Origin of the sequence: Muriicola sp. SD30 (assembly GCF_041205185.1) — a bacterium.
Taxonomy (GTDB): Bacteria; Bacteroidota; Bacteroidia; order Flavobacteriales; family Flavobacteriaceae; genus Muriicola.
Genome location: NZ_JBGEWB010000002.1, coordinates 775,259 through 790,542, shown reverse-complemented (window position 1 = coordinate 790,542; position 15,284 = coordinate 775,259). Strand labels below are relative to the sequence as shown.

At 43.1% G+C, this 15,284-nt stretch carries 17 protein-coding genes; 12 read left to right on the top strand and 5 right to left on the bottom strand.

Annotation, left to right across the window (positions count from 1 at the left end; translation table 11 throughout):
- The first annotated feature begins 27 nt into the window (after positions 1 to 27).
- The 3 genes from AB8P51_RS08640 to AB8P51_RS08630 all read left to right on the top strand — a co-directional run bounded on the left by AB8P51_RS08640 (position 28) and on the right by AB8P51_RS08630 (position 2,608).
- Positions 28 to 876 carry a hypothetical protein gene (locus tag AB8P51_RS08640; protein ID WP_369748407.1) on the top strand — a complete coding sequence of 283 codons (849 nt, stop codon included), beginning with the start codon at positions 28 to 30 and terminating at the stop codon, positions 874 to 876.
- A gap of 349 nt (positions 877 to 1,225) precedes the next feature.
- Positions 1,226 to 2,377 (top strand): family 16 glycosylhydrolase, encoded by a 1,152-nt coding sequence (locus tag AB8P51_RS08635; protein ID WP_369748406.1) that lies wholly within the window; start codon positions 1,226 to 1,228, stop codon positions 2,375 to 2,377.
- A gap of 96 nt (positions 2,378 to 2,473) precedes the next feature.
- Positions 2,474 to 2,608 (top strand): hypothetical protein, encoded by a 135-nt coding sequence (locus tag AB8P51_RS08630; RefSeq protein WP_369748405.1) that lies wholly within the window; start codon positions 2,474 to 2,476, stop codon positions 2,606 to 2,608.
- A 71-nt stretch (positions 2,609 to 2,679) separates the two neighbouring features.
- Here the strand turns inward: AB8P51_RS08630 and katG are convergent, their stop codons facing one another.
- Positions 2,680 to 4,932, bottom strand: coding sequence for a catalase/peroxidase HPI (gene katG, locus AB8P51_RS08625; RefSeq protein WP_369748404.1), 2,253 nt, complete (start codon positions 4,930 to 4,932; stop codon positions 2,680 to 2,682).
- Positions 4,933 to 5,094: 162 nt separating this feature from the next.
- On the opposite strand from katG, the gene AB8P51_RS08620 reads away from it, so the two are divergent.
- The 9 genes from AB8P51_RS08620 (at position 5,095) to AB8P51_RS08580 (ending at position 11,097) form a co-directional block, all read left to right on the top strand.
- Positions 5,095 to 5,460, top strand: a complete 366-nt coding sequence (locus tag AB8P51_RS08620; protein ID WP_369748403.1) for a glyoxalase/bleomycin resistance/extradiol dioxygenase family protein — start codon at positions 5,095 to 5,097, stop codon at positions 5,458 to 5,460.
- 27 nt (positions 5,461 to 5,487) lie between these two features.
- Positions 5,488 to 6,036, top strand: a complete 549-nt coding sequence (locus AB8P51_RS08615; protein ID WP_369748402.1) for a DUF1697 domain-containing protein — start codon at positions 5,488 to 5,490, stop codon at positions 6,034 to 6,036.
- A gap of 45 nt (positions 6,037 to 6,081) precedes the next feature.
- Positions 6,082 to 6,642 (top strand): VanZ family protein, encoded by a 561-nt coding sequence (locus tag AB8P51_RS08610; RefSeq protein WP_369748401.1) that lies wholly within the window; start codon positions 6,082 to 6,084, stop codon positions 6,640 to 6,642.
- A gap of 96 nt (positions 6,643 to 6,738) precedes the next feature.
- On the top strand, positions 6,739 to 7,209 hold the full coding sequence (locus AB8P51_RS08605) for a DinB family protein (RefSeq protein WP_369748400.1): 471 nt from the start codon (positions 6,739 to 6,741) through the stop codon (positions 7,207 to 7,209).
- A gap of 84 nt (positions 7,210 to 7,293) precedes the next feature.
- On the top strand, positions 7,294 to 7,716 hold the full coding sequence (locus AB8P51_RS08600) for a hypothetical protein (RefSeq protein WP_369748399.1): 423 nt from the start codon (positions 7,294 to 7,296) through the stop codon (positions 7,714 to 7,716).
- Between the two features lie 121 nt (positions 7,717 to 7,837).
- The gene (locus AB8P51_RS08595) at positions 7,838 to 8,584 is read left to right on the top strand and encodes a hypothetical protein (protein ID WP_369748398.1); all 747 of its coding nucleotides are present in this window, start codon (positions 7,838 to 7,840) and stop codon (positions 8,582 to 8,584) included.
- A gap of 97 nt (positions 8,585 to 8,681) precedes the next feature.
- Positions 8,682 to 8,849, top strand: a complete 168-nt coding sequence (locus AB8P51_RS08590) for a hypothetical protein (protein WP_369748397.1) — start codon at positions 8,682 to 8,684, stop codon at positions 8,847 to 8,849.
- Between the two features lie 24 nt (positions 8,850 to 8,873).
- Positions 8,874 to 10,706 (top strand): glycoside hydrolase family 2 protein, encoded by a 1,833-nt coding sequence (locus AB8P51_RS08585; protein ID WP_369748396.1) that lies wholly within the window; start codon positions 8,874 to 8,876, stop codon positions 10,704 to 10,706.
- A gap of 4 nt (positions 10,707 to 10,710) precedes the next feature.
- Positions 10,711 to 11,097: a hypothetical protein gene (locus tag AB8P51_RS08580; protein ID WP_369748395.1), complete on the top strand. Its 387-nt coding sequence runs from the start codon at positions 10,711 to 10,713 to the stop codon at positions 11,095 to 11,097.
- Between the two features lie 17 nt (positions 11,098 to 11,114).
- Here the strand turns inward: AB8P51_RS08580 and acs are convergent, their stop codons facing one another.
- From acs to AB8P51_RS08560, 4 genes are all read right to left on the bottom strand, one after another.
- Entirely contained in the window at positions 11,115 to 13,022 is a 1,908-nt protein-coding gene (acs, locus tag AB8P51_RS08575; protein WP_369748394.1) for an acetate--CoA ligase, read from the bottom strand.
- 10 nt (positions 13,023 to 13,032) lie between these two features.
- On the bottom strand, positions 13,033 to 14,724 hold the full coding sequence (locus AB8P51_RS08570) for a sodium:solute symporter family protein (RefSeq protein WP_369748393.1): 1,692 nt from the start codon (positions 14,722 to 14,724) through the stop codon (positions 13,033 to 13,035).
- Positions 14,725 to 14,752: 28 nt separating this feature from the next.
- Positions 14,753 to 15,013 (bottom strand): DUF4212 domain-containing protein, encoded by a 261-nt coding sequence (locus AB8P51_RS08565; RefSeq protein ID WP_369748392.1) that lies wholly within the window; start codon positions 15,011 to 15,013, stop codon positions 14,753 to 14,755.
- Positions 15,014 to 15,101: 88 nt separating this feature from the next.
- Positions 15,102 to 15,284: a CPXCG motif-containing cysteine-rich protein gene (locus AB8P51_RS08560; protein ID WP_369748391.1), complete on the bottom strand. Its 183-nt coding sequence runs from the start codon at positions 15,282 to 15,284 to the stop codon at positions 15,102 to 15,104.

Genomic DNA, 15,284 nt, shown 5'->3' with positions numbered 1-15,284 from the left:
CTTTTAGTAATCCTATGCACAGGGAACATGACAGGTCAAAAAACACAGGACAGTATCCCACGACTTGATCTGGCAAAGATCGTACAGGTCAATCAAAGCGATAGTTACATCACGTTTCCCACCGATATAGGCAATCTGGAACCCTTAATGTTCGAGGCCAATGTAAACCCCAGTTTTGTAATTCGTGAACGCAAGGATTCCCGTTTAATGGGTGTGCTCACGGCGCAGATTACCATCCGTATGTTCAATGAAGAGTCCTTTCCAGTAAAAACTCCCAGCTATATTCCACAGATTTCGTTCTATTATTTGGCAAGTGAAAAGAATGCCGCCAATCGTCTTACCCTGTTCGGAAAAATGGCCCACCATTCCAACGGGCAGGACGGCGGTTTTTATGATGAGGATGGGAATATCAATCTGCAAACAGGAAATTTTGCCACCAATTTTTTTGAACTGGGATTACTTAAATCTGGATTCAGCAAAACATTGAACGCACAAAAATTTTTCAAAAGCGCGTTCGAAGTACACCCCAGAAGTTGGATGCTGGAAGAATTGCACGGTCAGTATAGTGGGTTCCGTTGGCACAATGCCTTTTTGGCCTATAAACTTCCCATGAGAATGGGGCATCGTAGATCGGTAAAGGCCGATTTTTCGCTTAAGGCCGAAACCACTTGGTTTTTGGATAATATCAACGATTGGGACACCTTTAATATCAAGCGGTTTAATGCAAGCTTCACTTTTTATTACCATCCGAAGTTTTTAGAAGACATTGGGTTCTTTGTGCAGTATTATCATGGAATCGATTACTACAACATCTATTTTCAACACCGGTTGGATGTCATCCGCTTTGGGATAATGACGGAACTGTTACGGTTTTGAACCGAATTGAAAAAGACATGAGCAAAGACCAAGTTAACATCACAAAGAATTCCGGGGACCTGGAACAGTTTTCAATAGAAAAGCTGAGGAAATCTTCAACAGATAAAATCTCAACATAACTTAGATAAACCCGTTTTACCAAGAAATTGGTTATAAATATCAGAATACGACAAGTAGCTATTGAAAATATTGGAATTATGCACTGGTCGCCGATGAGTATTACTAAGAACTTGGAAGAAATCCGAACCCAAAAACTCTCGCACTCAGGCTGTTCTTTCTATTCCATGTGCCCGGAGTTACGGTTATCAGTAGAAAATTTAGTATTATTGGTCTTTCCTAATACCTCGCTATGATTCCTGGATCCCATTTCTTCACTTCAGAAAATAAAATTAAACTGTTTTATCTTGCCCTTTTAGGTCTGACCCTTATTCTTTCCTGTAGTTCTACTGATCCCGAAACTACAACTAAACCCTCAAATTTAACTGTTATTATAACCGTCGTCGGTGCTTCTGACACGCAACCAGGAGGAGATGGTTCGGGAATGGTACAGGTAAGTGCATACGCAGAGGACGCCGTACGTTACGCATACAGATTTGATGGCGGGGCATTAGAAGAAACTACTTCCAGAACCATGAGTCATACCTTTGATCGGGAAGGTACGCATTCGTATTCCATAGAGGTGTTTGCCTATTCTGATTCAGGAGAATCTATTTCTAAATCAAGCGAAGTAACTATTTTCAGAGGTACTCAGGAGCAAGAAGCTACGCTGGTATTCGCAGATGAATTTGATTATGAGGGAAGCCCTGATTCCTCTAAATGGCACCACCAGGTAATCGGACCCAACAATGGAAGCTGGTACAATGACGAAGTTCAGCACTATACAGAAAGGGTGGAGAATTCATATGTAAGTAATGGCACATTAAAAATCGTCGCTCATAAAGAACAATATACCAGCGGCGGTGTTTCCAAATCTTATACCTCAGCCCGATTAAACTCCAAATATGCCTTTACCTATGGACGTGTGGAAGTCAGAGCTAAATTACCTGCTGAAGGGGGTACCTGGCCCGCCATCTGGACATTAGGAGCCAACATCAATGAGACAGGAAATTATTTTGGTCAGCAGTACGGCAATGTAGGCTGGCCCGCATGTGGTGAGATCGACATCATGGAGCAAAGAGGTTGGGATAAGATCAATACTATTGCCTATTTCCACTGGGGAAATACGAATACCGGAGCATACCAAAGTGAAGGATCTGAGACTGCCGTTCCGGATTCCACCCAGGAATTCCACCTCTACGTACTGGAATGGAATAGCAGTACTATGAGGGTACTGGTAGATGATACTTTGGTCTACGAACTGGCCAATACCCAGGACAAACCCTACGATAACCCTCATTATATTTTACTCAATATTGCCATGGGTGGAAATTTAGGTGGTGAGATTCCTCCTGGATTCACCAACGCTACAATGGAGATCGACTACGTAAGGGTGTATCAATAATCTAGTATCCTTTCTCTGAATTCCGATAGCAATCCCCTACCTCTAGCCCCATTGCTTTTTTTGTACCTTAAGTACTTACTAACCAACAAACAACCAATGAAAAAAGAATTCACTACCCTTGCGGTACTGGGCTTGTTTGTCCTGATTTCGGTTAATGAAGACGGAAAAATTACCAGCGCATCAGACTATTTCGATGTAAATGGCCTTGCCGTTCAGATTGCGGAAGAATAGACTATTCCAATCATTGATTCACAAAAAAATGGCCCCGTAATGGGGCCATTTTATTAAATATAGGCTAAGTTTTAGGCCAGGTCGAACCTATCGAGGTTCATCACCTTATTCCATGCCTTTACAAAGTCCTTTACAAACTTGCCATTTGCATCGTCAGAGCCATAGACTTCGGCAATCGCCCTAAGTTCAGTATTAGAACCAAAGATCAGATCAACCCTTGTTCCTGTCCATTTCTTCTCTCCTGTATTTCTGTCATGACTTTCAAATACTTCCTGATCAGAGTCGATAGCCTTCCACTCATTACCCATATCAAGTAGATTTACAAAGAAATCATTACTAAGAGTACCCGGTCTATCCGTAAATACACCGTGTTCGGAACCATCGTAATTCGCCGCAAGAGCTCTCATCCCTCCCACGAGCACAGTCATTTCTGGTGCAGTAAGAGTCATTAATTGAGCTTTATCTACCAGCATATCTTCGGTAGAAACAGAAGATTTTATTTTGCGGTAATTCCTGAAACCATCGGCAATAGGCTCCAGTACGTCAAAGGCTTCCGCATCAGTCATCTCGGCTGAGGCATCAGTACGCCCCGGAGAAAATGGAACTTTTACATTCTGTCCCGCGTCCTTCGCTGCTTTCTCAACTGCAGCGCATCCACCAAGTACGATCAGATCCGCCAGGGATACTTTTTTATCCCCTTTCTGAGCAGCATTAAAGTCGTTCTGCACCTTTGTAAGCGCATCAAGTACTTTTCCTAATTGCACAGGATTGTTTACTTCCCATTGATTCTGGGGTTCAAGTCTTACACGAGCCCCATTAGCCCCCCCGCGATTATCAGAACCTCTGAAAGTGGAAGCTGATGCCCAGGCAGTGCTTACCAGTTCAGAAATGGATAGTCCTGTAGCCAGGATGGTTTCTTTGAGGTTATCGATATCCTTATCATTTACCAGTTCATGATCAACTGCAGGAACAGGGTCTTGCCAGATCAGCTCTTCTGAAGGAACTTCAGGTCCAAGGAAACGCGACTTGGGTCCCATGTCCCTGTGAGTTAGTTTATACCACGCTTTTTGGTATGCCTCTTTAAATTCCTGAGGGTTTTCTAAGAAGTGCCTTGATATTTTTTCATAGGCAGGATCCATCCTTAGTGAAAGATCTGTCACCAACATAAATGGCGCATGTTTCTTTTCCGGGTCATGTGCATCGGGAACAGTTCCTGCTCCTGCTCCATCTTTGGGCTGATATTGCCATGCTCCGGCCGGACTCTTAGTGAGTTCCCATTCGTAGCCAAAAAGGTTCTCCAGGTACTTATGGCTCCACTTTATCGGAGTATCTGTCCAGGCTCCTTCCAGACCACTGGTGATTGTATCCGATCCTTTTCCGCTTTTAAAGTTGCTTTTCCAGCCAAGGCTTTGCAATTCGATTGGAGCCCCTGCAGGTTCTGCCTCAAGAAACTCTGCATCGCTGGCAGCGCCGTGGGTTTTACCAAATGTATGGCCTCCGGCAATCAGGGCAACAGTTTCGTAGTCGTTCATTGCCATTCTACCGAAAGTCTCTCTGATATCATGCGCGGCAGCCAACGGGTCGGGGTTTCCGTTTGGTCCTTCCGGGTTGACATAGATAAGACCCATATGAGCAGCACCCATTTGTCTTTCTAAATCACCATCTTCATTGTATCTCGCTTTATTTCCCAACCAGGTAGTTTCTGACCCCCAGTAAATATCTTCTTCGGGCTGATAAATGTCTTCACGCCCACCTGCAAATCCGTACATGGGTAATCCCATGGATTCGTGCGCAACATTTCCGGCAAGAATGAGTAAATCTGCCCAAGAAATTTTCTTTCCGTATTTCTTTTTAATCGGCCATAAAAGTACTCTGGCCTTGTCCAGGTTAGCATTATCGGGCCAGCTGTTTAATGGGGCAAAGCGCTGGGAGCCTGTACCACCTCCTCCACGACCATCCGAAATTCGGTAAGTCCCGGCAGCATGCCATGCCATACGAATAAAGAAAGGACCATAATGCCCATAATCGGCCGGCCACCAGTCCTTCGAATCAGTCATAAGATCCGTAAGATCCTTTTTTATCGCCTTTAGGTCGAGACTTTTAAATTCTTTTGCATAGTCAAATTCTTCCCCCATAGGGTCAACCAGCTCAGAATGCTGGCGAAGGATATTGAGATTTAACGAATTGGGCCACCAATCGCGGTTGGTAGTCCCTCCACCGGCAACCTGCTGCAGTTCCCCATTGAGAAATGGGCATTTACTTTCATCGTTAGCCTGGTAAGCTGAACCGTTAGATGATCCACTCCTGTCTTTTATGTCTTCCATGGTATATGTAATTAGGTTTTATTAGAGAGTACCTCAAATTTACCAAATGAAACCCTATTATCCACAGACGTTTGATCGATATAAACTATGGCTCATGTAAATTTCCGATCTTGCTAGGCGTTCGGTTTCATACTGTCTATTTTAACGAAGGATTTTATTCAAATGAAAACAGCTAATTCCGCATTGTACATTATACCTGTCTTACCATCAACGGATATAGAACGTGATCTGGAATGGTATAAAAAATACACTGGGTTTACATATGCATTTGGAGATAAAGGATACGCAGGTATGCGGAGAGAGCAACAGGAATTTCATTTACAATTTCACCACGGAACTGAAGAAGATCCCGTCCTTGGCTCCGTGATGAAGATCTTCGTCAGTGATATAAATCCATATTTCGAAGAATTTTTGGAAAGAGGGACCATAGCAGAAGATAAATTACGCCTGAATACGCCTTGGGGCACGCATGAATTTGGTTTTTACGATCTTAACGGGAATGCGATTTTTATTGTACAGGACATTTGACTCAATAATTTGAATACAGAATCTAACATGGAACCATTTGTTGCTTTATTAAGGGGAATTAACGTGGGTGGACACCATAAGGTCCCCATGGTACAGCTCCGCACTGAATTCGAAAAGTTGGGATATTCAAAGGTGATCACCCTGCTGAATTCCGGGAATATTATTTTTAAAGCTGATTCAGAAGAAGAATACAGGCTCCAGGATGAGATATGCTCACATATTTCAAAGGTTTTCGGCTTTGAAATCCCCACTACAGTTATTAAGGCAAAACAAATATTAAATTTAACGGCTAATAATCCGTTTTCAAATGAAAGCCTGGACAAGACCATCAGGTTTTATACCACCTTTCTCAGTGACAGCAGTAAATCACAGATTCCCCTACCCTGGCAGAGTGAAGATGGTGCCTATCGTATCATCTATCACAAGGGAAGAATAATTTGCAGCGTACTCGACCTGAGCGTTTCCAAATCCCCCGAAGCCATGGGCATTCTGCAAAGCTTTTATGGAAAAAAAATCACCACCAGAAACTGGAATACAGTGGTCAGGATTGAGAACAAACTGGCCAGCCTGAAGTAAGAAAATATAAAATTTACAACCTTACAAGATGGTTTTAGCAGATTTATGATGAAGGAAACCAATATAAAAGAAAAGTATCTCTGGCTGGCCGTAATCGTGGTCTACCTCACCATCCTTTCAACACTATTTATGGGTCGGCCTTTTGCTAATGAATTAAGGGATCAGAATGTACAGGCAGTCTTCTTCCTCCTCGGGATGTTCCTTGTTGGCGTTGCTGTTTTACTACACGGACTGATAAAGAAACCTTCCGGGATAGAATACGCCGTATTAATTGGCATCATTGGAGTCTATGTCATGTTCTTTTTTCGCCTGGGCGCTCCTGAACGGAGCCACCTTATAGAATATAGTGTACTGGCAATCCTACTACACAAGGCAATCAGGAGGAGACCAAAATTAGAAGGCGGCATCTGGAAACCAGCGTTGCTGGCCTGGCTGGCCGGAATATTGCTTGGCACTCTTGATGAAGGGATTCAATATTTCCTTCCTGAACGAGTTTTCGACACCGAAGACATTGTATTCAATAGTATGGCAATTAGCCTGGCTATAATCGCCACTATGATTCTGAACTGGATTAGCAAAAGATTCAGGAAAAATAAGGCAAATTGAAATTGATCATCCAATCATATGAGACCGTGAATAATTTCATTTATCCTAACTTTATTGGGTATTCAACAAGATGAAATCTAAAAAGGTTTTTAAACTATGAGTCAATCGGTTTTCATTGCCAAACATATCAGGGAATTTTATTTTGGAGGTAACTGGACAGCTGTTAACCTCAGGGATGGTCTTGCAGGACTCAGCTGGAAGGAAGCTATTCATAAAATCGATGAGCTGCATAGCATTGCCGAACTCGTTTATCACATTAATTATTTTGCCAGAGTAGTGACAAGAGTTCTGGAAGGGGAACCTCTGAAGGGAAAGGATTCTGAAAGCTTTGATTGTCCTTCCATCCAAAATAGCTCCGACTGGGAAGAACTTAAAAACAGGACATGGAAGGAAGCGGAAAAATTTATTTCGTTGGTTGAAAATCTCCCTGAGGAAGAATTACCAAATCTACTAGCCGACGAAAAATACGGTTCATACCAAAGGAATCTGTTCGGCATTATTGAACACTCGCATTATCATTTGGGACAGATCATCCTTATCAGGAAATTACTTAAAAAAGGTAATTGATCAAAAATCATTACATTTAAAATGATTAAAATCAGCGCAATACGTTTCGCAGTATTTTCTGAATAACCTGAAAACCAAAAAACCATGAATCCTATTTTCCGCAATATCCTGGCAGTTATCGCAGGCCTTGTGCTGGGCAGTGCCGTAAACATGTTCTTTATTTCCCTTAACGGACGCGTAATTAACCTCCCTGAAGGTGCAGACGTCAGTACAATGGAAGGCCTGAAGGAAAGCATGTCTCTCTTCGAACCAAAACATTTTATTTTTCCATTTTTAGCTCATGCCATAGGTACATTAATAGGTGCTTATTTTGCTGCGAAAATTGCGGCTACAAGAAAAATGATGTTTGCGATGATTGTGGGTATAGGTTTTCTGATTGGTGGAATCATAAATGTAATCAACCTTCCGGCCCCTGCATGGTTCTCAACTTTAGACCTTATTGCGGCGTACATCCCGATGGGATGGTTAGGAGGACGATTGGGAACCAAACACTCTAGTAAGAACTAAGAGCACTTAAATATTGTTCTTTGTTACCGCCTGGTGGATACCTTGACCCGGCCTTCATAAGCTTATTTAAAATTTTCCCGGTTCTCAATAGCTTATTTAAAAACCTTAAACCAACCATATCATGTCTGAACAGAAAAAATCCAAGACCCCCTGGGATATCATTCAATCATCCATCCTGCTCCTTACCCCCGTTCTCGTTGCCGTAATGGGGTATTTTTTTAACAAAAGCCTTACCGAAATTGAAAGTCAGATTGCCAACGTAACGGCCATGAAGCCTTTTATGGAAATGATTGCCGATCCTGATATTACAACCTCCAAAATGGGGGCTTATGCCATCTATATGCTCAAAAAGGATGATGATCCACAAATTGCGGCTCAAATGATCTTAGCCCCAGGGAAACAGCATTTATTGGATGTACTTGTGGATATAGGAAATCGGGATACTGCCATTAAGAGTGTGGTAAATCACGTTCTTGATAATCTCGATCTGTCCTCAGGAGATACAAGTCAGTTATCCGATATCCAAAAAAATGCTCTCAGCATTATCGACAAAATTGACAAGCAGACTGCCAGTGAACTAATCGATCCTGATGAAGGTGAACCTATAGCTACCGACTGGTTATATCTGGGAAATTTTTCAACCGGACAAAATAGTGACCGAATTATCAGTGAAAGGCCTCAAATTGGCAAAGAATATAAGCTTATAAAAGATGCAAATGTGCGCGCAGATAAACCCAGAAAAGAAAATGGGTACAAGCTGCCGTCATTTGTAAGAGTTGCAAAAAAGGGGAGTACGATTAATATCGATACACTCACTATTGACAAAAAAGGACATAACTGGGCCAGAATCAGGTTTGTGAATGAATAAAGAATAAAACGAAAATGTTTTTAAGTACCTTTAGGTAGCAGGAGGGATCAACTGGAATCCTCTGGCATACTTTAAAATCATCTCAAACCACATAACTATGAAAAAAGTATTGATCCTGAACGCGCTCATTTGGGCCGGAGTTATTCTTATTGCCTCCTCGCTTGTGGGGGATCATCCCCGATATCAGATCCTGATAGGAGTACTGGCTGTCGGTTTTACCCTGCAAAATGGCTTTACCTATGCCTTTCTGAAGGAAAAAAACTAAGATTGAATTCTTTTTAACCGGTCTATGGAATCTACAAAGTACCTTCTGAGCCTTTTCCTGATCCTGAGTTTCACTATATTTTTATCTGCCCAGCAGCCGGGAATAATAAACACCTATAACAGGCCTTCCACTTCCTTAAATGGTTACTGGAAGTATATAGTGGACCCCTATGAAAACGGGTTTTACAACTACCGCCTTGAAGCCTTCGAAAATCAGAAAGATCCGGGGAAGAACGCCTTTTTTACTAATTCAAAACCGGATAATCCTTCCGAGCTGATCGAATATAATTTTGATCTTAGTGATAGTCTGCAGGTGCCAAGCGACTGGAATACTCAGAAAGAAAAATTATTCTATTACGAAGGCTCCCTCTGGTATAAAAAGTCATTTGATTACGAGCTTGAAGAACCATCGAACCGTCTGTTTGTGCATTTCGGAGCCTCTAATTACAAATCGGATGTATACCTCAACGGTAAGAAATTAGGGCGTCATATCGGGGGATTTACCCCATTCTCCTATGAAATAACGGAGCTTCTTGATGCCAGGGATAATTACCTTGTAGTGAAAGTAGATAACAAGAGGATAAAAGAAGGTGTTCCTACCCTGAATACCGATTGGTGGAATTACGGCGGAATTACCAGGGAAGTAAAACTCATTGAGACTCCTTCTACATTCATTAATGATTATTTTCTTTACCTCAATCCCCAAGACCCGACCCGGATTCAGGGTTATGTTCAACTCAAGGGGAAACAGCTTGCAAATCAGGCAATTGAAGTAGGCATCCCGGCATTGTCTGTAACCCTTCCATTGATTACGAATAATGAAGGGCGCGCTAAAGTGGATATATCTGCAAAACAGATCAGATACTGGTCGCCCGACGACCCATTTCTGCACGAGGTTTCTATTACTTCAGGGAATGATAAAATAAAAGATCAGATAGGATTCCGCACCATTACAACCCAGGGGAGTAAAATTCTGCTCAATGGATCTCCTGTATTCCTAAAAGGGATTTCCATACATGAAGAAAAGCCTTTTAAAGGAGGCAGGGGGAACAGCGAAGAAGATGCGCGTCAGCTATTGTCCTGGGCAACTGAAATGGGGTGTAATTTTGTTCGACTGGCACACTATCCGCACAATGAACATATGGTGCGAATGGCCGATCAGATGGGTTTATTGGTATGGGAAGAAAATCCTGTTTACTGGACAATCTCCTGGAAAAATCCCGACACTTATGCAAATGCAGCCCGGCAACTCGAAGAACTTATTACTCGTGATAAAAACCGGGCTTCGGTCATAATCTGGTCTATGGCCAATGAGACGCCTGCAAGCGATGCCAGGACGGAATTTCTGACTAATCTTTCCCTTTTGGCAAGAGATATGGACCCTTCCCGACTCATAAGCGCGGCATTGGAGCAGGGAAGATATAACAACGATCCATTGATAAGAACCATCGATGATCCCTTTGCATCTGTTGTGGACATTCTAAGTTTCAATCAATACATCGGCTGGTATGATGGTCTCCCCGATAAGCTTAGCCAAATAAAATGGCGTATAGAGCAGGACAAACCAGTCCTGATCTCAGAATTTGGAGCAGGAGCCAAGTACGGCCTGCATGGTGATAAGCTTACGCGATGGACAGAAGAATACCAGGAATTCCTGTATGAGGAAACTTTAAAGATGCTTAGTTCAATCCCTCAGCTTCAGGGCATGTCTCCCTGGATCCTGGTGGATTTCAGATCGCCCAGAAGGGTTCTCCCCCGAATACAGGACGGATGGAACAGAAAAGGCCTGATATCTGAAGAAGGAAAGAGAAAAAAGGCCTTTTATACCCTTCAGAAATACTATCAATCCAAAGACTAACTCCTTGATACTCCTTGCGAAATTTCTTGTGATTTTATTCGGATTTTTCCTGATAGGCGTAGGTTTTTTGATGTTGCTCGCACCCAACCGCATATGGAAGATATTAAATAAAGCCGCCAGTACTCCTCGGATACACTTTGGGGAATTGTCATTGCGAATGATTCCTGCTGTCGGACTCATTCTCTGCGCTCCTCAATCAAAATTTCCTGAGTTCCTACAGATAATGGGCTGGTTTATGATAGGTACTTCCATACTCCTAATGCTATTACCAAGAGCCTTGCACTATGCTTATGCACAAAAATGCACAGCCATGCTTCCACCTAATACAATAAGACTTCTCGCCCCTTTTTCTTTTGCTTTTGGCGGATTTATCCTTTATTCCATTCTCTAGGATAGATAGCAGTGAAATTATTGCGCATCCTTTATAATGGCTTCCACTACTTCCGGATTGAGCAAGGTGCTGATATCCCCTAGATTGGAGGTATCATTTGCAGCGATCTTTCTCAAAATACGCCTCATTATTTTTCCGCTTCGCGTTTTAGGCAGTCCAGGCACAAATTGAATCTTGTCCAGCTTGGCGATAGGGCCTATATGCTCTGAAATTTGCTCATTGATTTCTTTTTTGAGGTTTTCCCTGTCACGCCTCTCCCCCCCGTGTTTGAGGATCACAAAACCGTAAAGGGCATTGCCTTTGATGTCGTGTGGATAGCCTACGATGGCTGATTCTGAAACCGACTGGTGTTCATTAATGGCGTCTTCAATAGGAGCAGTCCCCAGATTATGCCCGGAAACGATTATAACATCATCCACCCTACCGGTGATCCTGTAGTATCCTACGGCATTCCTCATAGCCCCGTCCCCGGTGAAGTACATATTTTTAAAGGCAGAGAAATAGGTGTCGTAATAGCGTTGGTGATCTCCCCAGATAGTTCGGGCCATTGCGGGCCAGGGAAATTTTATGCACAATCGGCCCTCTACCTGGTTCCCTTTTATTTCCTTCCCCTTCTCGTCCATAAGAGCTGGCTGAATACCAATAAAGGGTAAGGTGGCATAGGTGGGTATTGTAGGAGTGACATATGGAATGGGAGAGATCATTATCCCTCCGGTCTCCGTCTGCCACCAGGTATCTACTATCGGACTATTATTCTTTCCAATGTTGTTATTATACCAATGCCATGCTTCTTCATTGATAGGTTCCCCTACTGTACCCAGAACTTTTATAGAAGAAAGATCATACTTATCCACAAAATCCAGGCTCTCTTTGGCCAGGGCCCTGATAGCGGTTGGGGCGGTATAAAACTGGTTGACCTTATGTTTGGCTACCACTTCCCAGAACCTGCCGTAATCGGGATAGGTAGGAACGCCCTCAAACATTACTGTGGTGGCACCGTTGGCCAGGGGACCATAAACGATATAAGAGTGTCCGGTGATCCAACCAATATCCGCTGTACACCAGTAAATATCATTTTCCCGATACCGGAATATATTCTTGAAGGTGTAGGCGGTAAATACCATATATCCGGCTGAGCTATGGACCATGCCTTTTGGTTTACCTGTGGAACCGGAGGTATACAGGATAAACAGTGGGTCTTCTGCATCCATTATTTCCGCTTCACAATCCTCGCTGGCCTTGTCTAAAAGAGGTGCTATCCACTTATCCCTCCCATCCTTCATCTCGATCTCACCTCCTGTTCTTTTGACGACCAGTACGGTTTTAACCCCCTTGCAGGTTTCCAGGCCCTGATCTACTATTTCTTTCAGATTTAGGGTCTTTGCTCCCCGGAAGGAGCCATCGGAAGTAATTACAAGCCTGCAATCGCAATCATTAATCCGTGCGGCAAGAGCCTGTGAGGAAAAGCCGGCAAAAACCACAGAATGGATCGCACCGATTCGCGCACATGCCAGTACTGCAATGGCCAGTTCCGGTATCATGGGAAGATAAATACAAACGCGATCTCCCTTGCTTACACCCTGTGATTTAAGCACATTGGCAAATCGGCATACTCTGGCATGCAATTCATTGTAACTGATATGCTGTGCTTCTTCTCCCGGATCGTTTGGTTCAAATATAATCGCTGTTTTATCCCCACGTGCCGGAAGGTGTCTGTCGAGGCAATTCTCAGTGATATTCAGTTTGGCTCCTTCAAACCATTTTACTTCAGGTTTTGAGAAATCCCATTGCATTACATTTGTCCAGCGTTTTCTCCAGAAAAAGTGCTCTTCTGCAATCTCCTCCCAGAAGTTTTCCGGTTCCCTTACTGATTTTCGATAGAGCTGAAAATACTCTTCCAGGTTTTTAATGCTGTAATTACTCATGCGTATTGGTTTAATGTGAATTTGCTCTCCCGGCGTTTTTTGGCAATCGGATGTTCTCAACAATTTCCTGTACCTCTATCGGTGGATCCTTGAACAATGCCGAAACGGAGAGGGATACAATAAAATTAAGCAACATGGCCACAGTTCCAAAGCCTTCAGGAGAAATTCCGAACCACCAGTCTGAAGAATTCCCTCCGCCAAACATATCAAACTTGAATCTGAGCATATAATAAAGCATTATTAAGATTCCTGCCACCATTCCGGCGGTAGCTCCTTCCTTGTTCATTTTTTTATAAAATATGCCCAGAATGATGGCCGGAAAGAATGAAGCCGCCGCCAGCCCAAAGGCCAGTGCTACCGTTGCAGCTACAAAATCGGGTGGGTTGATCCCAAAATATCCTGCTATACACACGGCTATCACTGCAGAAATCCTGGCCAGTGCAAGTTCGTATTTGTCAGAAATATTTGGTTTCCATTGCTTTTTTATAAGATCATGGGAAATAGCCGTGGAAATAACGAGCAACAAACCTGCAGCGGTTGAGAGTGCTGCAGCCAAGCCACCAGCAGCAACCAGGGCAATTACCCAATTTGGAAGCTTAGCTATCTCCGGATTTGCCAGCACGGTGATATCGGGATCCACGGTTAGTTCGTTTTTATCGGCATCTCCTACATACTGAATAAGGCCATCCCTGTTTTTATCATCAAATACGATTAAACCCGTAGTTTCCCATTTCCGGAACCATTCGGGCATTTCTTCATAGGGTTGATCACTCACTGTTTCTATAAGGTTAGTCCTGGCAAATACTGCCACTGCTGGTGCGGTTGTATAAAGAATCGCAATAAAAAGAAGGGCGTAACCTGCTGATTTCCTTGCATCCCTCACATTGGGAACAGTAAAAAATCGTACGATGACATGGGGTAATCCTGCTGTACCCACCATAAGCGCAGCGGTAATACAAAAGATGTCAACTGTGGATTTTGAACCATCCGTATATGCCGTAAATCCAAGAGCTTCAGAAAGACCGTCTAATTTATCGAGCAGTGAAATCTCCTCTCCAAGGACCTGGGCGCCCATTCCCAGTTGTGGAACCGGATTCCCTGTCATTTGAATGGAAATGAATATAGCGGGCACCATAAAGGCAAAGATCAGGACACAGTACTGTGCAACCTGGGTATAGGTTATCCCTTTCATCCCACCGAGTACCGCATAGAACAAAACAATGATCATTCCGATAATTACTCCCGTGTCAATAGGAACTTCAAGAAAACGTGAAAAAACAAGTCCAACCCCCCTCATCTGACCTGCCACATAGGTAAAAGAAACCAACAAGGCGCAAATAACCGCTACTGTCCTCGTAATATTGGAATAATAGCGATCTCCTATAAAATCAGGAACCGTGAATTTTCCGAATTTTCTCAGATATGGGGCAAGAAGAAGAGCGAGTAGAACGTATCCGCCTGTCCAACCCATCAGGTAAACTGAACCGTCATAGCCTGTAAAAGAAAGGAGACCGGCCATCCCTAAAAAAGAGGCCGCCGACATCCAGTCGGCTGCCGTTGCCAGACCGTTGGCCAAAGCGGGAACATGGCCTCCGGCAATATAAAAATCACTGGTTGAGCTGGCCCTCGACCAGATAGCAATCCCGATATAGAGGGAAAAGGATATGACGACCAGAAGGAGCGTCCAACTTTGTACGTCCATGTTTTAACTTATTGTTTTCTGGATATCATTAGTCATCGTATCCGTATTTCTTATCAAGTTTATTCATCAGTCGGACATAAACAAAAATGAGGATTACAAAGACATAGATAGCACCTTGCTGTGCAAACCAGAAACCAAGGCCAAATCCACCAATTTTAATAGCATTCAGCCAGTCTTTTAAGAGGATGCCTGCCACAAAGGACACAACAAACCATATGGAGAGTAATATCACAAGATACCTCAGGTTTTCATTCCAGTAAGCTTTTGCTTTCTTCTGTTGATTGTCCATTACAGAATAATTATCCTATGCCCGGAACAAAATACTAAATAAATGGGGATTTGCGCACCAGATCCGGAAGTGCGATGATATTATCGATTTACTGGCCCAGGGGATTTGCCTGAAATTCATGCAATTCACCAGCCGTACAATGAATGTTGATTTCTATCGGATTGCAACAAACTTCACAGTCCTCAACATAGGTCTGAGTAGCAACAGAAGTGTCTATTAACATCGAAATTTCTTCCCAGCAATAAGGACATTGAAAGAAGTGTTCAAGCAT